The following is a 25,753-nucleotide window of genomic DNA, read 5'->3' on the forward strand; positions in this document are numbered from 1 at the left end:
CCTTTTATTAAGCTTTTAGGGCTAGTTTTTGAACAGCATCTTGGTTAAGGTCAGTCATGTGGCTTGTCATAACCTTTTGATACATATCAACTAAGCGTTGGGTTTCTATTAGACCCACCATTTCTAAGACTGGATTTACATTTGACATCTGAGCGTAGCCTTGCATTACGCTATCAGCCTCGTCAAGCTCGGTTATGTCGTCAAAATTTCTCGTTTCAAAGAGATTGTCTCCGACCTTTTTTAGATCTCTTATCTCTCTTGGCTGAGCGATGTAAAATTTAGAAAATTGATTGTTATTTGAGTATAAATTTCCATTTTTATCAGAGGTTAAGACCTCGCCTTGTGGCACTTGGATGCCTCTTTGACCAGGATTTTGCGCCTCATAGCCACTTGGTAACACCCTATAACCCTCTTTTGTGACGATATATCCGTCCGCGTCAAGACTAAAAGAGCCATTTTTGCTTAGTTTTACGCCATTTGAAGTATCAACTAAGAAAAATGCGTCCTCTCTTTTTATCGCAAAGTCAAGCGTGTTTGAGCTGTATTTAAAGCCACCAGCGCTAAAGTCGGTGTATTCTTCGCTCACTTGTGGCACGCGATCAAGCGTTCTGTTTAGAAATTTAGCTCCGTCTTTTGTGTGATTTTTAAGCGGAAGCTCATCTTGCGTCTCTTTAAAAATTCTCGCAAAGTCGCCGATGACTACGTCGTTTCGTTTGTAGCCGATCGTATTTACATTTGCAAGGTTGTTTGAGATGACATTTAGTCTGTTAAACTGCGTTACCATGCCAGCAGTGGCTTGATAATAACCATTTTGCATAAATTTTCCTAATCAAAATTTGATTTTTATAGCTACTAAGCAATCATCGTTCCAACTTTCTTTTTATAGACATTTAAAAAATTTTGGGTATAATCCACTTTCTTTTAACCAATACTTAAATCACAATCACACGATTTGAAAGGAATTTTATGAGCGCCGCAAAAGACTCTTTTTCTCAGATAGAAGAGCTTTTTGTTGAAAATGCAAAAGGCTTTTTGACATATGAAAAATTAGTAAAATTATTAGACAAAGCTCCGACGGCTACGATAGTAAAGAAGATAGAACAACTCGCAAAAACAAACAAAGTCCAGCTCATCACATCTGCTGAAGCTGCAAAACTTAGAAATTTAGCCGATGCTAAAAAACGTCAAGAAAATGCTCAAAAAAGTGACCAAGATATCGACGAGGACCTCGATCTTTCAGGTGAGAGCGACCTTTTAGAGTGGTCAAGATCAGATAGTCCAGTAAGGATGTATCTAAGAGAGATGGGTCAGATCGCGCTTCTTACAAAAGAAGAAGAGGTCGAGATCAGCAAGAGGATCGAGCTTGGCGAAGATATCATCATCGACGCATTTTGTTCGGTGCCGTTTTTGATCGATTTTATACTTGATTATAAAGAGCCGCTTATCAACAGAGAGCGCCGCGTAAAAGAGCTTTTTAAAAGCTTTGAAGACGAGAGCGAAAATGAAAATGAAGATGGCGAAGAGGATATAGACGAAGAGGATGAGGAGAACGAAGAGAACGAAACTCCTAAGAAATCAGCCAAAAACGACAAGCGTGCAGAAAAAGTTATAGAGAGCTTCAAAGCCCTTGAAAAGGCTAAAAAAGAGTGGCTAAAGACTGCAAATAAGCAAGATAAAGTTGAAAGCGATGACACAGCTTCAAAGATGACGCTTGCGTTTAAAAAGAAAATTTTAAAAGAGAAGCTGATGGATCTTGGCCCAACAAGCAAGCTAATCAGCGAGATCGTAAAATCAATGGAGACAGCGCTAAAAAGCGACGATGAATTTGATAGAGAGCTAAAACGCTTGGAGTATCGCTTGCCAATGTTTAGTGACGAGCTAAAGAAAAATCACAAAAGCATCTTAAAAGATATCATCAAACTTAGCAAAGAAGAGATCGCAGCTCGCGTGCCAGAGGCTACGATGGTCTCAACCTACGTCGAGATCAAAAAGCTTTTTACAACAAAAGAGGCGAGCAAACAAGGCTTTGACCTTGAGCCAGCAAGACTAAAAGAGATTTTAGAGCAGATCAAACGCGGAAAGAAAATTTCAGACGAAGCAAAAGCTAGAATGGCTAAGTCAAACCTCCGTCTAGTCGTAAGTATCGCAAAACGCTATACAAACAGGGGCTTGCCGTTTCTTGACCTCATCCAAGAGGGCAACATCGGCCTTATGAAGGCGGTTGATAAATTTGAATATAGAAAAGGCTATAAATTTTCAACCTACGCCACATGGTGGATCCGCCAGGCTATCTCGCGTGCGATCGCCGATCAGGCAAGGACGATCAGGATACCTATCCACATGATAGAGACGATCAATCGTATCAACAAAATCAACCGCAAATACCTCCAAGAAGAGGGAAAAGAGCCTGATGTAAGCGTCATCGCAAAAGAGGTCGGACTAAGCGTTGATAAGGTAAAACAGGTGATCAAGATAACAAAAGAGCCTATCAGCCTTGAAGCTCCTATCGCAAACGAAGAGGACGGTAAATTTGGAGATTTTGTTGAAGACAAAACTTCGCTATCACCGATAGATCAAATTTTAAAAAGTGACCTTAGAGAGCAGATCGACGATGTGCTTTCGCAGCTAAATGAGCGCGAAAAGGCGGTTATTTCGATGAGATTTGGCTTGCTTGAAGATGAGAGCGACCGCACGCTTGAAGAGATCGGCAAGGCACTAAACGTCACTCGTGAGCGCGTCCGCCAGATAGAAAGCTCGGCTATTAAAAAACTAAAACACCCAAAAGTTGGTAGAAAACTTAAAAACTACATCGAGGGCTAACAAGCCCTACCCTTTTGGGCATCTGCACCCAAATTCTTTAAATTTCTAAAATCAAATTTATATACTAGCCTATAATTATGTTATTTTTACATTCAAAGCACCAAAAAAGAAAAGCAAAAAATTTAATGCTTTTGTATGCTTTGCCCTGCCTTGGTGTATATACACTTGTTTAGACAGCTTTTATTTGGAAAATTTATTAGCATCTATACCAAAAATTATTTTAAACATTACATACAACTCTCATCTTAAAGCATAATTAACTCAACCTTCGCTTTGAGGGTACACTTGCTATAAAAGTTATTTCTTTAAAGGTACACTTGCTACAAAATTTCAATCAAATTCCAAAAACAATAACCAAAGAAGCATAAAATTTTAATTTACAAATATGTTTTATAAGTTAAAAAAGTAGAAATAAAAAAGAGTTTTACCGGCCAAAGACCGGTAAAAATTTATTCGCCTAGAAGTTTATCTAGTTTTGCAGCCAAGCTCGTAGTATCGTGAGCTTTAGCCAAAGAGGCAGCATGTAGCTTTAAATTTGCTTGTAAATTTTCTTCCAAGCTTTTTGCGATGTCGCTACTATCAAGGTTTTCTACGCTATTAGCGTTTGCTACGCTTCTAGCAGCTAAAGCGTTCATACCTTTAAATACAGCATTTTGTGTCGAGCCGATCTCTGAGCGAAGTGAATTTATATTTTTCAAAATTTCACCTGAATTTGAGCCGTCCTCTTTCACGTCTAAAAGAGCATTTGTGCTTAAATTTACATTTCTTGTGCCTTCGCCTGTGAAAAAGCCAAGCTCGGCGTCAAAAACGTTTTTACCGTTAAATTTGGCTTCTTTTACGCTGTCGCTCATCGCATTTTTAAGCGCATTTATCTCGCCTTTTATGCCATTTTGCTCGTTAGCTGAAAGAGCTGGGTTTGAAAGCTTGCTTGATAGCTCACCGATCTTATCAGCGCTCTCGCTTAAATTTAAAAGCGTTGAGTCGGCGATCTGAAGCATACCGATCATATCGTTTGCATTTGCCATGCCCTCGTTTAGGACATTTGTTTGCGAAAGTAAGCTCTCTGCGATTTGCAAATTTGCACCTGATGCTTTGATCTCGCTATTTGCAGAGATGGCGTTTAGCACCTTTTTCTCGCTATTTTTAGCTTGATCTAAATAATAGTTTCCTGAAGCCTGGTTTGCAGTATAAGTTCCTAACTTCATATCAACTCCTTTTTTAGTAGTTTCGTGATGGATTTTACTATAAATTTCATAAAAAGTTGCAAAAATATTTCTTAAAACAAAAAATATTATAAAAAGAATTTAGAAAAAAGCCATTTTTCCTAAATTCTTTGCCCTTTTTAGTCTTCTAATCTCACGGCAATTGATCTTTTATGAGCTGTTAGTCCTTCGGCTTCGGCTAGCTGCATGCATGGTTTGCCAAGGTGCATGATGCCTTTTCTGCTAACCGAGATGATAGAGCTTCGCTTCATGAAATTTTCAACTCCAAGCGGCGAGTAAAATCTCGCACTTCCGCCAGTTGGCAAGGTGTGGTTTGGTCCAGCTAAATAATCGCCCATCGCTTCAGGCGTGAAGTGCCCAAAAAATATCGCACCAGCGTGTTTCACCTCGTCCATATAGCTCAAAGCATCGTTTGTAGCGATCTCTAGGTGCTCCACAGCAAGCTCGTTCATCAGTTTAAAGCACTCCTGCAAATCTTTTGCGACGATGATAGCGGCTTTATTTCTCATGCTAGCACTTGCAATTGGTTCGCGTTTTAGAGTTTTTAGCTCGTCCTCTATGTGCCTTTGCACTGCCCTTGCAAAGGCCTCCACTGGTGTTATCAAAAAGGCACTTGCGATCTCGTCGTGCTCGGCTTGTGAGAGTAGATCGATCGCTATATGGCGAGGATCCGCGCTATCATCAGCGATCACGCCTATTTCGCTTGGACCTGCGATCATATCGATATTTACGTCGCCATAAACTAGCTTTTTAGCAGTCGCTACGTAGATGTTGCCAGGTCCTGTGATGACATCGACCTTTGGCACGGTTGCTGTGCCATACGCCATCGCTGCGATCGCGCTTGCACCGCCTATTTTAAAGGCTGTTTTGATGCCACATAGATGCATCGCAGCAAGAAGTAGAGGATTTACCTTGCCACCTGGTGCTGGGGTGCAAACTACGATCTCTTTTACGCCAGCAACGATTGCTGGGATAGCATTCATGAGAAGTGAGCTAGGATATGCCGCCTTGCCGCCTGGGATATAAAGGCCAGCGCGATCAACTGGGGTGTATTTTGCACCAAGTAAGATGTCGTGCTCGTCCTTATAGGTCCAGTCGCTTGGTTTTGTGCGCTCATGATAGCTTTTTATCCTGTCGTGAGCTAAATTTAGAGCCACTCTTAAGGCGTTATCTAGCGAGTTGTAGGCCGCTTCCATCTCTTTTACGTCGATTATTATGTCGTTTTTGCCTGTGACATTAAATTTATCAAATTTGCTTATCTGAGCAAAAAGCGCACTATCACCATCTTTTCTTATCTCGTCTATGATGCTTGTAACCACTGGCATCACGGCACTCATATCATTGTCGCTTCGCCTAACAAGCTGTGAAAATTTACTCTCAAAGTCAGCGTCACTGCTGTGTAAAAACTTCATTTGTGATCCTTTATTTTTAGTTTTCTCTCATATCTTTGCTTTTGTGTAATGTTACCTAAAATTCCGCCCTGGTGGATATATAAAATTTCGCTCCCAAGCTTATCTAAATTTGCAAAAAGTGTCATAAAGCCTACCGGGTCGTAAATAAGCTCAAATTCAACACCACTTTTGCAAACCTCAAGCCAAATTTCATAAAGCTCAGGGTATAAATTTCCAAAATGATACTTCTTTGGCGGATTTAAAATTTGCACTTTGCTGTTTTTATCTAGCTCGTAAATTTGCTTTTTTAGATAGTCGCTATCCCCTACGCAAGGGGCTGTAAAAACCCTAAGATCGGTGTGCTTTGCTAGGTAGCATGCGCTTGTGCCTGTGCCTGAGGGTAAAAAGATATCAGGCCTTATGCCACTTTTTTTGCTCCACTCATTTATCTCATTTGCTTGCGTTATAAAGCCAAGCTCGGCCTCGCTTTGTGCTACGCCCTCGTTTATAAAAAGTGCGTTTTGACTCTTTGCTAGCTCCTTAGCAAATTTCTCACGCTCCTCTTTTACAAAAATTTCCATGCCATTTTCAAGTGCAAATTTGAAATTTCCAACTGGATTTTGCTCTAAATTTGAGCTAAGATGAGAGACGACGTAGTAAAATTTAAGCCCTTTTAGCTTGGCAAAAAGACTTAGGCTATACATAGCGTTTGACTGGCTTGAGCCGTGAGATACGATGACTTTGACGCCACCAAGATCAGCCTTTAGAAAATACTCTAGTTTTCTTGCTTTGTTGCCGTTAAACTCGCCTAGTAGATCGTCTCTTAAAAGCCAAAATTCTCGCTCTCTTAAGCGAATTTTATCAATCACCCTTAAACTCCAAAAATTTCTCTATCTCGTTGATAGCCTCTTTGTTTGAGAGTGAAAATTTGATCTCTATGCGCCTTGAAGCGTCCTTATCCTCGGTTCCGTCTTTAAAAACTAGCTCGTTGTAGCTTCTGCCACTTGCAACAAGCAGCTTTCTAAGGCGTGCATCGTCACTAAATGAATTTATAAACTCCATCACCGCGTAGGCTCTTTTTTGCGAAAGCTCTAGGTTATAAATGTAGCTTCCGTCGCTATCCGTAAAGCCCTCTATAACGATCTGGTCGATGTTTGAGGCGATCTCTTTATCATTTAAAAGCACGTCAAAATACTTACTAAGTGTGGCCTTTAGCTCCTCTTTGACCTCTTCTTTTAAGACCGCACTGCCCTTATCAAAAAGCACTGATGAGCTAAGCTTTAGCGCGCCTGAGTTTGGGTCGATCTCGATGCTATTTCCCAGCCTATCTTTTAGGGCGGAGATCACTTTTACTCTTATGCCAGTTAGGTTTTTGACCCTATCACGAGTGACGTTTAGATCCCTTAAAAGCTCGTCATACCTAGCCTCTTTTTTGCTTACTTGCTCGAGCAAAAAGGCGATCTTGGCTAAATTTCTCTCGCTACTTGCATTTGCATCGCTAAGCGCTCTATCTTTTAATGAAATTTCATCATTTAGCACGATCATCTTTTGGTTTAGATCAAAAATGCTAGCATTTAGCTCTTTTATGCTCGCATTTGCGTCCTTGTTTTCTTCTATGAGCTGGGCTAGCTTTTCTTTTAGGGCGTCTATTTGGATGACAAAAATTTCATTTGATTTTTTTAAATTTATATTTTCATCGCTTATCTTTGAAAGCTCACTTTTTAGGGCGTCATTTAGCTCTTCGAGGGTGAAATTCTTGCCCTGAGCGTCTTTTAAATTTGCTAAAGCTGTGATGATGGCTTGCTCTTTATTTTCAAGGGTGTTTTGAGTTAGGACGTATTTTACGACGACAGCGCCTATTAGCAGCATAAAAACAAAGAGCAGACCTGCCATCAAGTCCGCGTACGAAACCCAAAAGCTCGATTGATCTTCGTTATTTTTGTCTATTTTCATTGCACTAGATTTTCGATTTTTTCTATTACAGAATTTGCTTCTTTATCGATCTCGTCTATGTTTTTCTTAAGCTCAGCAATGAGGCTCTCGCGCTCTTTTTCACGCTCCAAGCTCCTGCCCTCTTGCTCATAAGCCGCCTTAAATATCGTCGCACTCTCCACGAGCGAGGTTCTAAATGCCTTTAACGCCTCGTTTTGCTCTTTCATCAAAGAGAGAGAAAATTCTTTTAAAATGGCATCAAAACTCTTGATAGTCTGCTCAAATTTAAGCTGGCTCTCTTTTGTGGCATTTAAATTTCTACTAAAAATTTCGCCAAGTTTTGCATGCTCAGTTAAAATTTTAACCTCCATATCTTTAAAGGCGTTAGAAAACGCACCAACTGCCTTTAGTATATCGGAGTGGATCTTTACAAATTCATCTTGTTTTAGCCCAGATTCATTTAGCATTTTTAAATTTGCACTAAGCTCTGCCTTGCTTTGACTGATGATATTTTTTTCAACCTCACAAAGCTCTTTTAGGCTCTTAAATTTCTCATTTGTCTGCTCGCTTAACTCTTTTATAAATTTATCATCAAGCACCATTTTAAAGGCATCGTGACTATCTTTAAAGTAGCCTACACTTGCTTTCATAAAATTTGCATTTAGCTCATTTTCTTGCCAGAAAAACTCACGGCTTAGCTCTTTTTGCTCGCTATAAAATCTCTCAAATTTACTAATGCCGATCTTTTCAAAAAACATCCACCAAAGCGCTAAAAATATGCCATATATCGATACATAAAACGCCGTAGCCACGCCGTTTAGCAGTATAGCGATCTCTTTTTCAAGTCCGTTTGCAGTGCTTGAGCTAAAGCTTGGCATCGAGATAGCGATACTGATAAATGTGCCTAAAATTCCAAGCATAGGAAAGACTGCTTGGCCGATGTTTGCTAGGTTGTCATTTCTAAAATTTCTTGTATAGCTCTCGAAAAAGTCTTCAAATTTTGCGTTTGCCTTTTTGACGCCTGAGATTTCAAAGAGATGAGCGATGATAAATTCTTTTAGCCTTATCTTGTAGTCTTTGGCATTTGCTAAGAAATTTGAGTAGGCTACCAAGGCGCTGTGGCGTGAAAATATAAAAGCAACAAAGAGTATAACGCCCATCATCACGATGGTGTGAAGCTTCATCTGAAAATTTATAATGCCAAGATACGCTAGTATCGCCAAGATGTAGATGGCTAAAGGGATAAAGATAACTTTAAAAAAGACAAAAAAAGAGTGAGCTTGGCGCTCTTTTGGCACGCTTAGCTCACTAAAATCATTTTGATTTTGCATAGGATTAGTTCCTATTTAGGCAGTTTAAGTCGCTAAAAGCAGTCTGAAGACGCTTAACCATGCTCTCCTCGCCACTTCTTAGCCATTTCCTTGGATCGTAGTATTTTTTATTTGGCTTATCATCGCCTTCTGGGTTACCGATCTGCCCTTGTAAATATGCTCTATTTTTAGCCTCATACTCGCGCACGCCGTCCCAAAATGCCCACTGCGTATCGGTATCAATATTCATCTTAATAACGCCGTAGCTTACAGCATTTTTGATATCTTTTAGCTCACTACCGCTACCGCCGTGAAATACAAAATTTACTGGCTTGTCGCTTTTTGTGTTAAATTTCTTAGCGACATAGGCTTGTGAGTTTTTAAGAATTTCTGGTCTTAGCACGACATTGCCTGGTTTATAGACACCATGGACGTTACCAAAACTAGCTGCGATGCTAAATTTATCACTTATCTTGCTTAGTCTTTCATAAGCAAGCGCGACGTCCTCTGGCTGGGTGTAGAGAAGCGCGTTATCAACGCTTGTGTTATCTACGCCATCCTCTTCGCCACCAGTGACGCCAAGCTCAATTTCTAGGCTGATACCAAGCTCGCTAAGCTCTTTTAGATATTTCTCGCATGTGCTTAAATTTTCGTCGATATTCTCTTCACTAAGATCAAGCATATGAGAGCTAAAAAGTGGCACGCCGTGAGTTTTTTTATACTCATGACTTGCTTTTACTAGCTCATCTATCCAAGGCAAAAGCTTTCTAGCGGCATGGTCAGTGTGTAAAATGACTGGCACGCCGTAAGCCTTGGCAAGTAGATGAACGTGCTTTGCTCCAGCGATCGCACCAAGAACGGCTGCGTTTTCGCAGGCTTTACCAGCGTAAAAACCTGCACCGCCATTACTAAACTGAACGATAACAGGCGAGTTAGCAACCTTTGCTGCTTCTAAAACAGCATTTACTGAGTCGCTGCCTACGACATTTACAGCAGGTATTGCAAAACCTTGCTCTTTGGCATAAGCATAAAGTTTTGTTACATCATCTCCGCTTAAAACACCAGGTTTTACGATATCTAAAACGCCCATTTTATCCTCCAAATTTTATTTGTATTCTATCTTTGCTTTTTGGCGTAGAGCTTCACTTTTTTGTCTAACAGCAGCTTGGAATTTCTCCATTTTTACAGCTTGCTCGATCTCTGGTTTTGCTTGTTCAAAGCTTACAGTACCAGCAGCTTTGCCATCTTCTTTTAAGATAACATGGTAGCCAAACTGAGTTTTAACTGGCTTAGTTGAAACTGTGCCATTAGCCATTGAAAATGCTGCGTCTGCAAAAGGTTTTACCATTTGGCTTTGACCAAACCAGCCAAGCTCGCCACCGTGTGCTGCTGAGCCTTTGTCGATTGATTTTTGGCTTGCTAGCTCTGCAAATTTCTTAGTTAGAGCCTCACCTTTTAAATTTTTAAGTTGAGCGATGATGTCATTTGCTGTTTTTTCATCTTCAACTAAGATATGTCTTGCTCTTGCTTGAGCTGGTTGGTTCATGCTAGCTTTGTTTTTGTTGTAAAAATCTCTTAAATCACTATCGCTTACTTTTATACCGTCAAATAATTTTCTCATATAAAGCTCAACTGCTATGCCTTCTTGTGCAGCTTTTACAGCCTTGATGTAATCAACATCTTTTTCAATGCCTGTCGCTTTTGCGTCTTTTAAAAGAAGTTTTCTGTTGATTAGATCGTCGATTATACGTTTTTTCTCATTTGGTTGAAGCTTGCTTGCGTCAAAACCTGGCATAGCCGCTGATAAAAGTGCTGAGATATCGCTATCATTTATAGCATCGCCATCAACTGTTGCAACTACTGCTGCGTTTAGAGTGACAGCTGCAGCTAAACTTAAAACTGCTGGAAACAAAAATTTTTTCATATAAATCCTTTAAAAAATTGATTTTATGGGCAAGATTATATCAAATAATGCGGTAACTTTTCGTTTAACTTGCAATTTTAGGTAAAATAACCAAATGAGAACAAAAAAAGATATTTTAGAGATAAAAAAGAGGCTTTTAGAAGAGTTTAAAGACGCCAAAAGCGAGCTTAGATTTAGAAATTTATATGAACTTCTTGTCTGCGTCATGCTCTCAGCTCAGTGCACCGACAAAAGGGTAAATTTGATCACACCTGCCCTATTTGAGGCATATAAAGATGTTTTTGAGCTAGCTAGCGCAAATTTAGCCAGTCTAAAACTCATGATAAACTCATGCAGTTTTTTTAATAACAAGGCTATGAATTTGATCAAGATGGCAAACAGCGTGGTTGAGCTCTATAACGGAGAAATTCCACTTGATGAAGAGAAGCTAAAAGCCCTTGCTGGAGTTGGGCAAAAGACCGCTCACGTCGTGCTTTTAGAGGCGACAAATGCAAACGTAATGGCTGTTGATACGCATGTTTTTAGAGTATCACATAGACTTGGATTAAGCAGCGCAAAAACGCCAGAAGCGACAGAAGAGGATCTAACTCTTGCCTTTAAAACTGATCTTGGCAAGCTTCATCAAGCTATGGTTCTTTTTGGGCGCTACACTTGCAAGGCTAAAAAGCCGCTTTGTTTTGAGTGTATATTAAGTGATCTTTGCAAGAGTAAGGACAAGGTGATATAGATAAAATTTGCTAGAAATTTCTAGCAAATTTTACTTTTTTATGAGTTATATTTTTTAACGATACCACGAACTACTTTTTCTATAAAAAGCGCAGAAGCTACTTCGCAGTGCTCTCTTGTAGAGTGAGGTGAGTAGATATTTGGTCCAATAGAACATGCACTAAGACCTGCTTTTTTTTCTAAAAGCACTCCGCATTCAAGTCCAGCATGCACAGCTGTTATCCTTGCATTTGGCTTATAAATTTTAAGTTCATCTAAAATATCGTTTGCAAATTTATCATTTATAGGTTTCCAAGCTGGGTTTCTATCTTTTGAAATGACGTTAAAACCAACCGCTTTTGCAAGCTCTGAAATTTCAAATTCCATCCTATTTAGCCCGTCTTTACTCATTGACCTTGCGAAAAACTCCACTTCAAGTGTACCATCATCCTTGATATTTGCAAGTGAGAGATTGACGCTATCTTGCGGTATGCCTAGCTCGCAGTTGTAGGCTCTTACGCCTTGTGAAAATGAGTTGATAAGAGCTAAAATTTTCTCGCCGTTTTCTAAAATTTCATCCCCAGTGCCAAGCTTTTTCACGCTTAAATTCTCACACTCGCTCTTTAGCTCCTTATCGCTTAAAACTAGCGCAGTTGCGCCACTTGGGATAGAGTTGCTTCGCTCGCCACCTTCAAATTTAACAAGCTTGCAGCCATTTTTAGTCACAAATGCCGCCAAAACCTTGATCGCATTTGGGATATTTTTATGTATCTCATTGCCAGAGTGTCCGCCAGGTAGGCCGCTTACTTTTACTTCGTAAAGCGTGCTCTCTTTTGTCTTTTTGCTATTAAGCGAGATAGTAGCAAATAAATTTATACCGCCAGCGCAGCCGATAGTTACGCGGTCGTCCTCTTCGCTGTCTAAATTTAAAAGCTTATCGGCTTTTAGATCGCCGCTAAAGCCAGCAGCTCCGACCATGCCGACCTCTTCGTTGTTTGTAAAGAGGCACTCAATGTCGTCAAATTCGCTTATCATCTGCATCATGATAGCCACGCCTATGCCGTTATCGGCACCTAAAGATGAGTTTTTAGCCCTCATGTAGCCATCATCGCCATAAACTATCTCGATCTTTGGCGCGTCACCCATGCAGACCATATCGTAGTGGCTTTGCAAACAAATTTTTGGCTTGCCTTTAAATGCATGAACGTTGCCAAAGCTATCGACCACGACTTCACAGCCCTTATCTCTTGCAAAATCAGCTAAAAAATCACGCATCTTATCAGTATCGTAACTGCAGTGCGGTATCGACGCAAGTGTCTCAAATTTCGTTAAAACTTCGCTCTTTGACATATTTGCCTCCTTTAAATTTATTTTATCTCACCCTTATAGCCAGTCGCATCGACCGCCTTTAAAAGCTCTTTTTCATCGACCTTGTCATCTGCTATAACGACAGCTTTTCGCTCTTTTAGCGACACGTCTGCTTTTTTTACGCCCTCAACGCTAAGTGCGGCCTTTCTTACTATCGCTGTGCAAAGCGGACAGTGCATGCTAGGCACCAAAATCTCTATCGTTTTCTCAGCGTAGCAACTAAGTGCAACAAGGGCTAAAACTAAAATTTTACGCATAAATTTCTCCTAAAAGCTCCGGATATGTAAGGAGTAAAAGCAAAATCACTCCAAAAAGTATATATATAAGTATCCATTTTTTCTTTTTATAGCTTAGGTTACAGCTTTTTGGCTTGTAAAATAAAGCTACACCAGAGATCACAAAGCAAATGACTGCCACGACGCTTAAAGGGACGCGGTACTCGTATAAATTTTGTGTCCAAGATAGAAATGAAAAAGAAGTGCCAAAAAGCAAGAAAAGAAGTGCCGGCAAGCAGCACAAGGTAGCGCCGATAGCACTACCTATGGATGTTAGTATCAGCCAAAAGGCTCTCATTTTAGCTCTGTTGAGACGTAGTCGTAGCTAAATTCTTTTGGCGAATAGTAGTTTTGCGTGTTGCCATCAACCTCAGCGTATGGATAGCCAAAGTTGTTTAGCGGTGTTTGCTCTGGAGTTGGCTTTAAGATAAAGTCACGTCCGTAGTTAAAGCCTATCCAGCACATCTCCCAGTTGCCAAAGCAATAATCCCTAACAGCTACGATTTTAGCGTCGTCGTTTGTTAATTTCTCGCCTAGTCTTACCTTCGTAACGTCTGCTGGATCAACTGGTATCCAACCATAGCCTTTTAAGTAAAACTCAGCCCTGCAGTGCTGTCCGCCTGAAATTTTAGCTACGCTATCTTTTGCGCTACCCATCTGATCTGAAAATCTAGACTGACCAACTCTAATGCCAAAAATTTCTCTAGCAGGGATGCCAACTGATCTGCAAAGTCCCACAAAAACTGAGTTTATGTCGGTGCATTTGCCAACTAGCTTGCCACTTTCAAGTATGGCTTTAACATCGCCAGTACCACAACCAATGACGCTGTTATCACGCTGCATAGTGTTTGCAACCCACGTATATATCGCTTTTGCGCGCTCCAAATCGCCTTTAGTATTGCCGATAATCTCTAGCGCTTTTGCCCTTACGACGCCGTCAGTTGGGATGTGTGAAGTTGGTTTTAAAAACTCCAAAACAGCAGGATCGACCTTCTCATTTGGATCGAAATTTACCTTGCTAAAGTCGGTATTGCGCTCTGTTGTTTGAATTTTAAACTGGATATTTAAAATAGGTCTTTGCTCATTTTCTTCAAATTCGCCATACATTGTTGGTATTAGCGTGTCTGAGATATAGACGTTTTTAGCGGTTGTGTTTATGACGTAGTCTTGGGTTAGTTGCTGATAAGTGGTGCTTAGTGGGAGCGGTAGCCAAATTCTCGAGCTTTTGCCCTTTTCAAGAAGCTGGTGTTTGAAATTTACGTCAAAATTTCTAACTACTGGGTTTGCTGGCTCATCGCTAGCTAGAGTGACACTTGGAAGCAGACTTGCTGCACCTAAAAAACTACTGAATTTAAAAAAATCTCTTCTTTGCATAAAATGCCTTTTGCTTAATCTTAGCCAAACTTGGCTCTAAAACTGCCTGCTATTCTAGCATAAAATTTTTATTTATGATAAAATCCGCCACATGAAAAAGATTATATTTTTAGGCTTTATAGCGCTATTTTGCAACGGTTGTCTTTATATGAATGAACGTGGAGTTTCGACGCAATATTATAATGATTGTAAAGAGTATTATGACGCGACTGGCACCTACCAAAAAGAGTGTCCGCATAACATCGTCGACTGGAAATAGCGTGGATCTTAGCAAATTTAACGAGCAGCAAAAGCAAATTTTAAATAGGATAGAAAATTTAGCAAATTTTGACTGCGAATTTAGCCTCTCTGACAGCGTAAATGTCAAATTTAAAAATTTAGATCAAGCCAAAAAAGATGAAATTTATAACCTCGCTCTTAGCCTAAAGCCTTGGCGAAAAGGGCCATTTTTACTTGATGATATATATATAGATAGTGAGTGGCAAAGTTTTATTAAATTTAATATCCTTGCCCCACATCTAAATTTAGCTGGCAAGTGCGTGGCTGACGTGGGTTGCAACAATGGATATTATATGTTTAAGATGCTTGAGTACGGCCCAAAAAGCATAACTGGCTTTGACCCTAGCGTGCATACATATTTGCAGTTTGCTTTTTTAAATAAATTTATCCGCTCAAATATCACCTACGAGCTTCTTGGAGTAGAGAGCTTGCCAGAGTTTGGAGCGAAATTTGACACCATTTTTTGCCTTGGCGTGATATATCACAGAAGCGATCCTATAAAGATGTTAAAAGAGCTAAAAACCGCGCTAAATCCTGGTGGCGAACTATTTTTAGATACGATGTATATAGATATGGATGGCGACTTTGCACTTAGTCCAAAAGATAGGTACTCAAAAATTCCAAATATCTACTTTGTGCCAACGCTTAGCGCGCTTTGTAACTGGTGTGATAGGGCTAAATTTAAGGATTTTACCTTGCTTGATACAAAGGCGACTGATCTAAACGAACAGCGAAAAACACAGTGGATAGATGGAGAGAGTCTTGGAAATTTCCTAGACCCAGATGACAGCACAAAGACCATCGAGGGCTATCCAGCACCAAAAAGAGCCTATGTAAGAGTTAAAATTTAAGGATAAATATGGCAGATGAAAATATTTTTGAAGCAAAAGACGAATCGCAAATAATCCTCCCAGAGGACGAAAATCCGCTAAGAAACGAGATAAAAACAGCACCTTTGACGAAGTTAAATTTTAGTGGAACGGCATTTTTACTTGAGAAAAATCACGCAAAAACTAGATTTTTTACCACAGCTGACATGGTAAGTGACGCTGAGGGGCTCATACATAGCGGTTTTGTCTTTATGGGAGCTAACTACGCAGCACTTTTAGCTATAAATGAAGAATTTTGCGTTAGCATCGGAGCTAGGATAAATTTCTTTGGACCGCTCAAACTTGGCGATGTGGTCGAATTTGACGCACAAGCAAGGTTTGAAGAGAGCAGAAAAAGAGAGGTAAAAGTGATAGGCTATGTAAAAGAGATCAAGATCTTTGAAGGTGTCTTTCAGCTAGTCACGCTTGAAGAGCATATCTTTGTCACTCAGCAAAAAAATATCCAAAAAGAAGCCGCTATAAGACAAAAGAAAGAGCGTGAAGAGGCGCAGGCTAAAAACAACGGCTAAATTTAACTGATGAGATATAAATTTCTCATCTTTTAACTTCAAACAAACTCAAATTTTTAAAGACAAATCTTATCTCATTATCTTATTTTGGTAAACAATCGGTAATAATTTTTGAAATTTTTAACGAAATTTAAGCTATAAAATTAATTTTCTATGATAATATGCTTTCAAAACATTTTTATCAAAAGGAGATTTAGATGAAACTTACAAAAGTTAGCTTAGCTGCTTTGGTTGCTTTAGGTGCATTTTCAAGCGTTGCAAGTGCAACTCCACTTGAAGAAGCTATAAAAAATGTAGACCTTTCAGGATTTGCAAGATATCGTTATACAAATGATCATTTCAAAACTTCATATCCAAAAAGCATAGTTAAAGATAGTGATGCTGGTCATGTTTTTAGAATGCAAACAGCATTTAAAGCTGCAATAGACGATAACTTCTTTGGTGTTTTAAATTTAAGGTACCAAGCAAAAGATAACTCTGGTGATGGTGTTGCAGCTGGTACTGATAAAACAAACACAACTGGATCATTTGGTGTATATGAGATGTATCTAGGCTATAAAGTAGGTAACACTGCTATTACAGCCGGCAAACAACTCTTAGGTACTTTCTTTGATGACAAAGATGTAGCTGGCACAGGTCTAAAAGTAATAAATACTGACGTACCAGGTCTTACTTTAGCTGCAGCTGCATTTGATGCTGTACAAAGTGATGGCTATGAGATAGATGGTCCGCTACTAAAAACACTTGCAGGAAGTATCGGTGACGCTCCTGGCAATATATACTATTTAGGTGCAGCTGGCAGCTATGATCCAGTATCATTTAAAGCAGCTATTGCAAATGTTCAAGAAGTAGCTACACTTTACGGTGCCGATGCTGGTGTAAGCTTTAATGTAACTGATGATGTTAACCTAAACTTAAAAGGTCAATTTGTTCATAATGACTCAGATCACAAAGATGTAGCTGATGCAAATTTCTGGGCAATTCAAGCTGGCACAAAACTATTTGGTGCTAAACTTAATGCTGGTTATTTAGACTTTGACGCTAAAAACAAAGACAATAATAAAATTTCATTTGTAACGCTTGATGCAAATGGCGAACTTATCAACCCAGCAAAAATCCTAAATGGCGTAATGAGTGATGGTAGACAATACTATAATAACATCAAAGGAAACAACGACTACTGGTTTGTTACAACTGGATATGATATAGATAAATTTGGCTTTGGCGCTGGATATACTCAAGGTAAAGGCTATAGCTGGGCTCTTGGTAAAGAGAGAGCAAAAAGAAGCGAATGGTCTCTTGATGCTAGCTACAAATACAGCAAGAAACTTACATTCTTAACATGGTATGCAGCTGCTAAAGATAGAAAAGACGGTGTAAAATTCCAACAAGATCGTATCAGATTTGAAGCAAAATATAGCTTCTAAAAACATTTCTCCGAGCGAGCTTTCGCTCGGATCTTCTAAACTTCTCAATACTTAATCAAAATCAGCAAATATATCTAATAAAATTTATATAATGCCAAACAAAAAAAGGCAAAAAATGTATCTTTTCTCTCTCATTACGCATTTAGTTTGCGCTATTATCTTTATAGGATATGTATTTTTTGATGTTTGCATATATCCATTTGCCAAAAAAACGATAAATCCACAAACCCTTGAAGCTGTCAAAAAAGCCTATACAAAAGGTAGTGCAAAGGTTTTTGGCACGGCGTTTTTACTGCTTTTGATAAGTGGAGCTTTTATGGCAAAGGACTATCTTGGAGGCGAGCATGGCTGGTGGCAGAGTAACTTTCAAAAGCTTTTGCTAGCAAAGATCGCTATTTTACTTCTAATGTGTCTTATCACTTTCATCTCTGTTCTTAATGTCACTATCTTAAAAAAACCAGATCCATTTGGTAAATTTTCGCACCTCATAGCTCTTATTCTTTGTCTGATAATGGTCGTTTTGGCTAAATTTATGTGGTGGGTTTAGCAGTAAAATTTGGCTGTAAATTTAAACCCAAATTTGCAGCCAAGTCAAAAAAATTAAATTTTCAGTCGATACTTTTTAGCTTATCCTTATTAAGCCCCTCTTCTATGCGCTTGATCTCCTCGCTTCCGTCTCTTACGACGCTTTTGTCGTATTTTAGATACTCATCTATCTTTTTTGGATATTCGACGTGAGTTAGGATAAATTTAAAGACATTTAACCTTGCCTCTTTTTTATTGTCACTTGAGACGATCACCCACGGCGAGATGCTATTATGAGAGGCTAGCAGCATCGAGTATTTGGCGATGGAGTACTGATCCCAAAGTTCTTGCGCTTTTTGATCTACTGGAGAGATCTTAAACTGCTTTAGTGGGTCGTTTAGACGCTCTTTAAAGCGCTTTTTTTGCTCCTCTTTTGTGATCGAGAGGTAAATTTTAAAAAAAATGATGCCTGAGTTTATGATCATCTCTTCAAATTTTGGTACCTCACGCAAAAATTCCTTATGCTCAGCCTGCGTGCAAAAGCCCATCACTGGCTCAACCCCAGCTCTGTTGTACCAGCTTCTATCAAAGATGACGATCTCTCCAGCGCTTGGCAGGTGCGTCACATATCTTTGAAAGTACCACTGCGTCTTCTCGACGTCGCTTGGTTTTGTAAGCGCCACGATACGACATCCGCGTGGATTTAAATGCTCTGTTAGGCGCTTTATCGTGCCACCCTTGCCAGCCGCGTCTCGCCCCTCCATTAACATAAGCACTCTAAGTCCCTTGTCTTTGACATGATTTTGGAATTTTAAAAGTTCTATCTGAAGCAGCCTTAGCTCTTCTTCGTAGCCAAGTTTATCGCTCTTTTGGTGCTTTTTATCTTTTGACATCATCGCTCCTTTTAAAAATTTCACGCTTTTTCACGATTTTACTATAAAATAGAATAAATTTAAGAATTTAGACTAAAATCATCTCTTTTAATTTAGCAAGGATTAGTATGTTTTTTAAATTTATTTTTTCTCTCATTTTGTTTGCAAGCTCGCTTTTTGCCGAGGTTTTAGACGTTAGTAAGGCATTTGTTTTAAGCCCAAGTATCGATGAACAAGGTATTGAGATCAAGTTTAAATTTGGCGAAAATATCTACCTTTATAAAGATAGCTTTGAGGTTAAGCTTGGCGAAGAGAAGATAAATGGCCTCCTAAATATGCCAAAGAGCGAAAACACCGGCGAATATGAAATTTACCCAAAAGATTTTTCGCTGTTTATCCCATTAAATTTAGTAAAAGAGCATCTTAGAAATGGTATTGTTAGGCTAAATTTAAGCTATCAGGGTTGCGCTAAAAATGGCATCTGTTACCGCCCGCAAAACAAAATTTATGACATCTTTGAGAAATTTGGCAAATTTAGCATCATAGCCTTTGAAAAAGAGCAAAAAGACGAAACAAATCCTGAATTTACCGAGCTTTCAGAAGATCAAAGCATCGCAAACGAGCTAAGTAGCAAAAACTTTTTCATCTCGCTTGCGACATTTTTTGGCTACGGCCTCTTGCTCTCGCTCACGCCTTGCGTCTTCCCGATGATACCGATCTTATCAAGCATCATCGTCTCAAAGGGCGGCAGCCTAAATGCCAAAAAAGGCTTCTTGCTCTCGCTAGTCTATGTCGTTGCGATGAGCCTTGCTTACGCGCTTGCTGGCGTTGGGGCAAGCCTGCTTGGCTTTGGCATCGCAGGGGCTTTGCAAAACATCTACGTGCTTGGCGCATTTGCGGCCATTTTTGTCATCTTAAGCTTTAGTATGTTTGGCTTTTACGACATCAAACTGCCCTCTAAATTTGAAAACTTGATCAGCAAAAAGTCGCAAAACAGCTCAGGCCTCATCGGCGTTTTCATCATGGGTTTTGCCTCAGCGCTCATCGTCTCGCCATGCGTGGCAGCACCGCTAGCAGGCGCACTTCTTTATATCGCGCAAAGCGGCGACGCACTTTATGGCGGCATCATGCTCTTTGTCATGGGGCTAGGCATTGGCGCGCCGCTTCTTGTGATAGGGCTAAGCTCAGGCAAGCTCCTGCCAAGACCTGGCGGCTGGATGGATGAAATTAAAAAACTCTTTGGCTTTTTGATGCTAATCATGGCCGTTTGGATACTCGCACGCGTGCTTGGAGCGTTTTTTGAGCTGCTAGGTTATGGCATCATAGGCGTCTTTGCAGCCATTTATCTTGGGGCGTTTGAGGCAGCAAATAACGGCTGGGCTAAATTTAAAAAAGCACTTTGCATACTGGTCTTTATCTACTCACTCATGCTGATAATCGGCGCATTTTTGGGCTCAAAAGATGCGTTTTTGCCGCTTTCTGGGCTAAATTTAGCCAAAAACGAGAGCGAGCTAAATTTCAAACAAGCTAGAAATTTAAACGAGCTAAATGAGATGATAAAAAGCTCAAGTAAGCCAGTACTTGTGGATTTTTATGCCGACTGGTGCGCGAGCTGCAAAGAGATAGAGCATATCACTTTTAAAGACGCTGGCGTGAAAAATGCTTTGGCAAATTTTACGCTTATTCGCATCGACGTGACAAGTGGCGGGGCACAAAATGATGAGATGCTGAGAAATTTTGGGCTCATCGATCCGCCTGCACTTCTACTTTTTAAAAACGGCGAAGAGCAAAAAGCATTTAGGACGATCGGCTTTATAAATGCTAAAAATTTCATAGCAAAGCTTGAGAAAATTTAGATTACAAAGGCAAAATTTGGCTGGAATTTTAAATTTATCAGCCAAATTTCTCTAGGCTTTGCATATCTTTTAACTAACTAGAAATACTATCAAATTTATATCATGCGGTAACGTGAGTAAAATCACAAAAGCAAAAAACTATAAAAATTTTTAAATTTGGTTTGGTTACAGGATTGTAAAACAACCAAATTTTAATCAAATTTTGCTCAATCTCGCGTTGCAAACAAGACCGAAAGCCAAAGATAAAAACTTCGCTCAAGCAACCATATTAAATTTATCAAATTTTAAAACATGCCAACAAGTAGAAATAGAAGCTAAATTTAGTTTAGCGCCAAGGTAACCAACACAACTAAAATTTAATCAAAATCACGTGTAAGCGAGCTAGACCACAAAATCAAATACAAAAAATCAGCCAAACCATTACCCAAATTTATAAAATTTTAAAATTTGCTCCACCGCAGCAAAAACGCCAAAGCAGAGCAAATTTAGGTTCATTTACCAAATTTAGCTAGCGCTCTTTGGTAGTCCTCTTCGCTATCGATGCCGATACTTTGACTTTCAACCTCTAGCATCGCTATCTTTTTGCCATTTTCTAGGGCACGCAGCTGCTCGAGCTTCTCGGTATTTTCAAGGCTTGAAGGCAAGAGGCCGCAAAACTCTTTTAGGCTCTTTACGCTGTATCCGTAGATACCAAGGTGCGCCTTGTAGCTCTTACACTCGCTTCTGTTAAATGGTATCCTCGATCTTGAAAAGTAAAGCGCATAGCCCTCAAAATCAGTCACTACTTTGACTAAATTTTTATCATCCGCAAACTCATCATCCATCATTTTGTAGCAAGAAAACATGAATGCTTTCCCCTTGTTTTGCTCGCAAAATACCCTAAATTTAGCGATATTTTCAGGCTCGATAAATGGCTCATCAGCCTGAACATTTATTATGATCTCGCTCTCACTTAGCCCCAAAATTTGCGCCGCTTCGTTTATCCTGTCAGTGCCACTTTGATGATCTTTGCTAGTTAGCACAGCTTTTATGCCGTGAGCCTTGGCGATATCAAGCACGCTTGGCTCATCCACCGCAACCGCCACATCATCCACGCCGCTTACTCTAAGAGCCGTCGCCACAAACATCGGCACGCCGTTTATCTCTTTTAAAATTTTGTTGCTAAACCTTGTTGAGGCAAGGCGGGCTGGGATGATTATCATCGCTCGATCCATTCTAGGACGCACTTTTCGATCTCGTCCTCTTTTATGATATTTTTATGCAAAATTTTCGCGCTAAATAGCGAGTTTATCGAGCTTGGCACGCTGTCATTTAAGATTTTAGCAGTCTTTGCCAGCGCATCTTTTTCATCTTTCGTATCTTTGATCTGGCACGCTTTGATCATGCTTGGCGTAAATTTCACCCAGTGCGCGGTCGATGTGATGACATTTATGCGGCTAGCATCCACCATCTTAAAGCAAGTAGCCGTATGCGGATCGATCGCATAGCCGTCCTTTGCAAGCTTTGCGATATATGCCTCGCACTCTTTGTCGTCGCACCAGCTAGCCTCAAAGTCCTCTTTTAGCGCTTCAAGCTCTTGTTTGCTAAGCTTATAAAATTTGTTTTTGGCTAGGCTTTGCATGAGTTCATTAGTTCTAACTCTTCCAAATTTATCAAACAGCAAGCGCTCGACGTTTGAGCTTATCAAAATATCCATAGCTGGGCTTATCGTCTTAACCAGCTTTTTGTCCCTGAGATCGTAAACGCCGGTGGTGAAAAACTGCGTCAAGATGTTGTTTGCGTTTGAGGCGATCTTGATCTTGCCGATCTTTGCGCCCATTTTTTTAGCGTAATACGCCCCAAGTGCGTTGCCGAAATTTCCGCTTGGCACGATGATGTCAAAGCTCTCGTTTGCCTTAAGCGCCTTTTGTTTTAGCAAATTTGCATAGGCGTAGGCGTGGTAGATGATCTGAAAGAGAATTCTTCCAAAATTTACCGAGTTTGCCGCACTTAGTTTAAGGCACTTTTTCTTAAGCTCGGCCTTAAATTTATCATTTGCAAGCAACGTTTTTAGCGCCCTTTGAGCGTCGTCAAAGTCGCCTTTTATGCCAAAAACCTTTAAATTTTCACCCTGCATGGTCTGCATCTGAAGCTTTTGCACCTCGCTCGTACCGCCATCTGGATAGAGGCAAACGACCTTGATATTTTCATCGTTTGCAAAGGTTTGAAGTGTCGCAGGGCCTGTGTCGCCGCTAGTTGCGCACATGATAAGGTATCTTTCGCCCCTTTCCTTTGCTAGCTGGCTAAGCAGCGAGCCAAAAGGCTGAAGCGCCATATCCTTAAATGCCCTAGTTGGGCCATGATAGAGTTCATTTACGTATAAATTTTTATCTATTTTTTTAAAAATGACAGGGTGCTTTGGGTCATCAAAGCTTGCATATCTCTTGAGCGCTTTTTTAAAAAAAGCCTCAGATACATCAAATTTAAATAGCGAAATGATGTGAAGTGCGAGCTTTTCGTAGCTTAGGCTTGAGAGCTCTTGCCACTTTGCCTTTGTGATCTTTGGTAACTTCTTTGGCGCGTAAAGTCCGCCGTGAGCGGAGCTTGGGCTAAGCATGGCTGTGCTTAAATTTACATTTTTTACCTTTTCATCTTTTACGCTTCTTGTTGGTGTTAGTCTCATTTTTTGCCTTTTTTGGTTGATTTTTTTATCCAATTTTCATATTTTTTAAAAACCTCTTTTGGCTTAAGCGCCAAAATTTCTGGGGTTTCGTAGCTGTGGTGCTTTCTTATAAATTTTGCTACTTTTTTAAATTTCACGTCTGTTTTTATGAGTAAAATTTGCTCTTTTTCATCACAAAGCTTCTCTTGCCAAAGATAAATACTCTTTGCGCTAAAGCTACTCACGCAAGCTGCAAGTCCCTTTTTTACGAGCTTTTTGCTTAGTTTTTTTGCCTCTTTTTTCTTTGCGACTGAGGTGATTAAAATTCTCATTTTGATCTAAATTTTCCTTTTAAAAAGTGGCTCATTATAACAAAATGGGCTTAAATTTGCTGCGCTAAAACCTTTTTAAACTCCTCACTTAACGTAACTTCAAGCGTGATAAGCGATACTCTCAGCCCAAAGTCCTTTACCTTTACATAGTCCTTTTGCGTCATCAAAAGCGAGGTCGCGCCGTAGGTTTGTAAAATTTCACTTAGCTCTTCTTTTGAAAAGTCGTAGTGATCAGGGAAAAAGACCTGCCCCACGCACTCGCTAAAAAATGGCTCAAGGCGGGCTGGGTTTGCTATGGCTGTTACTAGCACCATTTTTTCGCTTTTGTTTAAAATTTCGCTCTTTCTAAAGTGAGTTTGCCCCTCACGTGCGATGAAATCACCAAATTTATAAAAGCTAAACGGATATCTATAAGCCCCGCTTGGCAGGCAAAGCTTTAGCTTTGGCTCAGGGTTTGGGCGCACCAAAATGTCAAATTTGGCTATATCAAATTTAGAAAATCCATCATCCAGCAAGATATACTTTGCGCCGTGAGTTTTGGCGTAGTCTATGGCTACTTTTCTATCTTCACTAACGATCACATTTGCGTTTTTAATGCTTGTAGCATATATCATCGCCTCATCGCCACTTACTGCTACGTCAAGTAAAATTTCTCCATCCCTTGCAACTACCTGCATGCCCTTGCTCTTTCTTTTATATCCTCTAAGGATGATAAATGCGCCCTCGTAATTTTTAGCAATAGCTACGCAAAGTGGGGTCTTGCCGCTTCCTCCAAGGGTTAAGTTGCCAACGCTTATTATCTTTATGCCTAGATCTTTTTTTCGCACGATAAATTTCTTGCAAATAACGACTAGAGCGTAGATAAGACTTAGTGGCGAAAGTAAAAATGCTAGTAAAATTTGAAAGAAATTTGGGCGAAAGAAGTAGTCATTCGCCCAGGCGTGCAAAAGGATGTTAAATTTCTTAAACACGAGATTTAGAAATTTCTTTTACTGTGCTGCAGATGTATTGCACCTCTTCGTCGCTCAAACTATGATATATAGGTAGCGACAGGACTTGTTGATATGTCTTTAGAGCATTTGGGAAGTCATTTACTTTAAGCGAATATTTATTTTTATAATAGCTTAGCAAATGTATCGGTATGTAGTGCAAAGAAGTGTGAATTCCACGCTCTAAAAGCTCTCTAGCAAAGCTGTCGCGGTTTTTATTTATCTTGATGATGTACTGGGTGTAGATGTGCTCGCGTTTTTTGACTGGGGTTGTGATGTTGTGACACTCTTTAAGCTCTTTATCGTAAATTTCAGCGATCTTTTTTCTACGTTTTATAAGCTCGTCTGTCTTTTCAAGCTGAGCGATAGAAAATGCCGCATTTATCGAGTTTATGTCATATTTTAAACCGATATCAACAACGTCGTAGATGTAGCTTAAACTACCAAATTTATCTATACCATTTACAAGGGCATAGTTACGAAGTAGTTTTGCTTTTTTATAGACCTCTTCGTCATTTGTCGTGAAAAATCCAACTGTTGAGATAGGATTTTGCACGCGTGAGTTTGTCTGAAAGCATGACAAAAACGAGTCTGAACCGACTTTTTTGCCATTATAAGTTAGTCCTATGCCTCGATTTGCATCATCTAAAACGACGATGCCATATTTTTCGCAGATAGCCTTTATCTCATCAAGCTTAGCACTTTGTCCAGCGATGTGTGAGATGAAAGCACACTTTAGTTTTTTGTGATTTTGCTCTTTTAGCACCTTTTCAAGGGCTTCTGGACTGATGTTAAAGTCCTCTTCATCGATATCGACAAAGATAGGCTCAGCATCAAAATGTCTAACGGCCTGAGCCACACTAGGAAAGGCATTTACTGAGCAGATGACCTTATCGCCACGCTTTGTGTCCATCGCACTTAATGCTAGATGATGCGCTGCTGCGATGTTGTTTGTAGTGATAACAAATTTAGCACCAAAGTACTCTTTTAGCTTTTCTTCAAATTTAGCAACTGTATCAGTGGCATTTTCAGAATGCAAAGCCTCTTCGATAAGCTCACTTTCGCGCTCAGTGATAGTTGGTTTGTAAAACGGAATTTCTCTCATCTTTAA

Annotated in this window: 26 protein-coding genes; 8 read left to right on the forward strand and 18 right to left on the reverse strand. The window is 39.8% G+C overall.

What is annotated here, in order from left to right; translation table 11 throughout:
* Positions 1 to 7: 7 nt before the first annotated feature.
* The gene (locus tag F3G88_RS07340; RefSeq protein WP_149715771.1) at positions 8 to 817 is read right to left on the reverse strand and encodes a flagellar hook-basal body protein; all 810 of its coding nucleotides are present in this window, start codon (positions 815 to 817) and stop codon (positions 8 to 10) included.
* Positions 818 to 966: 149 nt separating this feature from the next.
* On the opposite strand from F3G88_RS07340, the gene rpoD reads away from it, so the two are divergent.
* Positions 967 to 2,820: an RNA polymerase sigma factor RpoD gene (gene rpoD / locus F3G88_RS07345; RefSeq protein ID WP_021092252.1), complete on the forward strand. Its 1,854-nt coding sequence runs from the start codon at positions 967 to 969 to the stop codon at positions 2,818 to 2,820.
* 449 nt (positions 2,821 to 3,269) lie between these two features.
* Here rpoD and F3G88_RS07350 read toward each other — a convergent pair whose 3' ends face one another.
* From F3G88_RS07350 to F3G88_RS07380, 7 genes are all read right to left on the reverse strand, one after another.
* Complete coding sequence (locus F3G88_RS07350; protein ID WP_180999920.1) at positions 3,270 to 4,025, reverse strand: flagellin; 756 nt, start codon at positions 4,023 to 4,025, stop codon at positions 3,270 to 3,272.
* Positions 4,026 to 4,162: 137 nt separating this feature from the next.
* A complete protein-coding gene (hisD, locus tag F3G88_RS07355; protein WP_103573000.1) occupies positions 4,163 to 5,455 on the reverse strand; it encodes a histidinol dehydrogenase in 1,293 nt (430 codons plus the stop codon).
* Positions 5,452 to 6,303: a pyridoxal-phosphate dependent enzyme gene (locus tag F3G88_RS07360; RefSeq protein WP_149715772.1), complete on the reverse strand. Its 852-nt coding sequence runs from the start codon at positions 6,301 to 6,303 to the stop codon at positions 5,452 to 5,454. Before F3G88_RS07360 ends, hisD begins: the two co-directional genes overlap by 4 nt.
* Positions 6,296 to 7,387, reverse strand: coding sequence for an OmpA family protein (locus F3G88_RS07365; protein WP_103572998.1), 1,092 nt, complete (start codon positions 7,385 to 7,387; stop codon positions 6,296 to 6,298). Before F3G88_RS07365 ends, F3G88_RS07360 begins: the two co-directional genes overlap by 8 nt.
* On the reverse strand, positions 7,384 to 8,697 hold the full coding sequence (locus F3G88_RS07370) for a MotA/TolQ/ExbB proton channel family protein (protein ID WP_103572997.1): 1,314 nt from the start codon (positions 8,695 to 8,697) through the stop codon (positions 7,384 to 7,386). The genes F3G88_RS07365 and F3G88_RS07370 overlap by 4 nt, the downstream gene beginning before the upstream one ends.
* 4 nt (positions 8,698 to 8,701) lie before the next feature.
* Positions 8,702 to 9,766, reverse strand: coding sequence for a class II fructose-bisphosphate aldolase (fbaA, locus tag F3G88_RS07375; RefSeq protein WP_103572996.1), 1,065 nt, complete (start codon positions 9,764 to 9,766; stop codon positions 8,702 to 8,704).
* Positions 9,767 to 9,781: 15 nt separating this feature from the next.
* Positions 9,782 to 10,600 carry a peptidylprolyl isomerase gene (locus F3G88_RS07380; protein ID WP_009294116.1) on the reverse strand — a complete coding sequence of 273 codons (819 nt, stop codon included), beginning with the start codon at positions 10,598 to 10,600 and terminating at the stop codon, positions 9,782 to 9,784.
* 94 nt (positions 10,601 to 10,694) lie between these two features.
* Between F3G88_RS07380 and nth the strand changes: the two genes are divergently transcribed.
* Positions 10,695 to 11,327, forward strand: a complete 633-nt coding sequence (nth, locus tag F3G88_RS07385) for an endonuclease III (protein WP_021092227.1) — start codon at positions 10,695 to 10,697, stop codon at positions 11,325 to 11,327.
* Between the two features lie 38 nt (positions 11,328 to 11,365).
* On the opposite strand, the gene F3G88_RS07390 is transcribed toward nth, so the two are convergent.
* From F3G88_RS07390 to F3G88_RS07405, 4 genes are read right to left on the reverse strand one after another with little or no spacing between them, the layout of a single operon-like run.
* Complete coding sequence (locus F3G88_RS07390) at positions 11,366 to 12,655, reverse strand: M28 family peptidase (protein WP_149715773.1); 1,290 nt, start codon at positions 12,653 to 12,655, stop codon at positions 11,366 to 11,368.
* A 17-nt stretch (positions 12,656 to 12,672) separates the two neighbouring features.
* Positions 12,673 to 12,930 carry a heavy-metal-associated domain-containing protein gene (locus F3G88_RS07395; protein ID WP_107790912.1) on the reverse strand — a complete coding sequence of 86 codons (258 nt, stop codon included), beginning with the start codon at positions 12,928 to 12,930 and terminating at the stop codon, positions 12,673 to 12,675.
* Positions 12,923 to 13,246, reverse strand: coding sequence for a hypothetical protein (locus F3G88_RS07400; protein WP_009294140.1), 324 nt, complete (start codon positions 13,244 to 13,246; stop codon positions 12,923 to 12,925). Before F3G88_RS07400 ends, F3G88_RS07395 begins: the two co-directional genes overlap by 8 nt.
* A complete protein-coding gene (locus F3G88_RS07405) occupies positions 13,243 to 14,322 on the reverse strand; it encodes a transglutaminase-like domain-containing protein (protein WP_149715774.1) in 1,080 nt (359 codons plus the stop codon). The genes F3G88_RS07400 and F3G88_RS07405 overlap by 4 nt, the downstream gene beginning before the upstream one ends.
* Before the next feature lie 91 nt (positions 14,323 to 14,413).
* Here F3G88_RS07405 and F3G88_RS10275 point away from each other — a divergent pair, with 91 nt between their 5' ends.
* The 5 genes from F3G88_RS10275 (at position 14,414) to F3G88_RS07425 (ending at position 17,974) form a co-directional block, all read left to right on the forward strand.
* Complete coding sequence (locus F3G88_RS10275; RefSeq protein ID WP_002942642.1) at positions 14,414 to 14,581, forward strand: hypothetical protein; 168 nt, start codon at positions 14,414 to 14,416, stop codon at positions 14,579 to 14,581.
* 1 nt (position 14,582) lies between these two features.
* Positions 14,583 to 15,452, forward strand: a complete 870-nt coding sequence (gene cmoB, locus F3G88_RS07410) for a tRNA 5-methoxyuridine(34)/uridine 5-oxyacetic acid(34) synthase CmoB (RefSeq protein WP_149715945.1) — start codon at positions 14,583 to 14,585, stop codon at positions 15,450 to 15,452.
* Positions 15,453 to 15,460: 8 nt separating this feature from the next.
* Positions 15,461 to 16,000, forward strand: a complete 540-nt coding sequence (locus F3G88_RS07415) for a thioesterase (protein WP_087580924.1) — start codon at positions 15,461 to 15,463, stop codon at positions 15,998 to 16,000.
* 197 nt (positions 16,001 to 16,197) lie between these two features.
* On the forward strand, positions 16,198 to 17,427 hold the full coding sequence (locus tag F3G88_RS07420) for a major outer membrane protein (RefSeq protein WP_109146428.1): 1,230 nt from the start codon (positions 16,198 to 16,200) through the stop codon (positions 17,425 to 17,427).
* Between the two features lie 115 nt (positions 17,428 to 17,542).
* On the forward strand, positions 17,543 to 17,974 hold the full coding sequence (locus tag F3G88_RS07425; RefSeq protein WP_149715775.1) for a trehalose-6-phosphate synthase: 432 nt from the start codon (positions 17,543 to 17,545) through the stop codon (positions 17,972 to 17,974).
* A 61-nt stretch (positions 17,975 to 18,035) separates the two neighbouring features.
* Here F3G88_RS07425 and ppk2 read toward each other — a convergent pair whose 3' ends face one another.
* Positions 18,036 to 18,845, reverse strand: coding sequence for a polyphosphate kinase 2 (gene ppk2 / locus F3G88_RS07430; RefSeq protein WP_002942696.1), 810 nt, complete (start codon positions 18,843 to 18,845; stop codon positions 18,036 to 18,038).
* 107 nt (positions 18,846 to 18,952) lie between these two features.
* On the opposite strand from ppk2, the gene dsbD reads away from it, so the two are divergent.
* Positions 18,953 to 20,680, forward strand: a complete 1,728-nt coding sequence (gene dsbD, locus F3G88_RS07435) for a protein-disulfide reductase DsbD (protein WP_149715776.1) — start codon at positions 18,953 to 18,955, stop codon at positions 20,678 to 20,680.
* A gap of 491 nt (positions 20,681 to 21,171) precedes the next feature.
* Here the strand turns inward: dsbD and kdsB are convergent, their stop codons facing one another.
* From kdsB to F3G88_RS07460, 5 genes are read right to left on the reverse strand one after another with little or no spacing between them, the layout of a single operon-like run.
* Complete coding sequence (gene kdsB / locus F3G88_RS07440) at positions 21,172 to 21,882, reverse strand: 3-deoxy-manno-octulosonate cytidylyltransferase (RefSeq protein WP_149715777.1); 711 nt, start codon at positions 21,880 to 21,882, stop codon at positions 21,172 to 21,174.
* Complete coding sequence (gene thrC, locus F3G88_RS07445; protein ID WP_149715778.1) at positions 21,879 to 23,342, reverse strand: threonine synthase; 1,464 nt, start codon at positions 23,340 to 23,342, stop codon at positions 21,879 to 21,881. The genes kdsB and thrC overlap by 4 nt, the downstream gene beginning before the upstream one ends.
* A complete protein-coding gene (cutA, locus tag F3G88_RS10780; RefSeq protein WP_002942674.1) occupies positions 23,339 to 23,653 on the reverse strand; it encodes a divalent-cation tolerance protein CutA in 315 nt (104 codons plus the stop codon). The genes thrC and cutA overlap by 4 nt, the downstream gene beginning before the upstream one ends.
* A 50-nt stretch (positions 23,654 to 23,703) precedes the next feature.
* Positions 23,704 to 24,624 (reverse strand): tetraacyldisaccharide 4'-kinase, encoded by a 921-nt coding sequence (locus tag F3G88_RS07455; protein WP_149715779.1) that lies wholly within the window; start codon positions 24,622 to 24,624, stop codon positions 23,704 to 23,706.
* Positions 24,617 to 25,747, reverse strand: a complete 1,131-nt coding sequence (locus tag F3G88_RS07460; RefSeq protein WP_103620621.1) for a DegT/DnrJ/EryC1/StrS family aminotransferase — start codon at positions 25,745 to 25,747, stop codon at positions 24,617 to 24,619. Before F3G88_RS07460 ends, F3G88_RS07455 begins: the two co-directional genes overlap by 8 nt.
* Between the last annotated feature and the right edge of the window lie 6 nt (positions 25,748 to 25,753).

The organism is Campylobacter concisus (assembly GCF_902460675.1).
Classification (GTDB): Bacteria; Campylobacterota; Campylobacteria; order Campylobacterales; family Campylobacteraceae; genus Campylobacter_A; species Campylobacter_A concisus_AJ.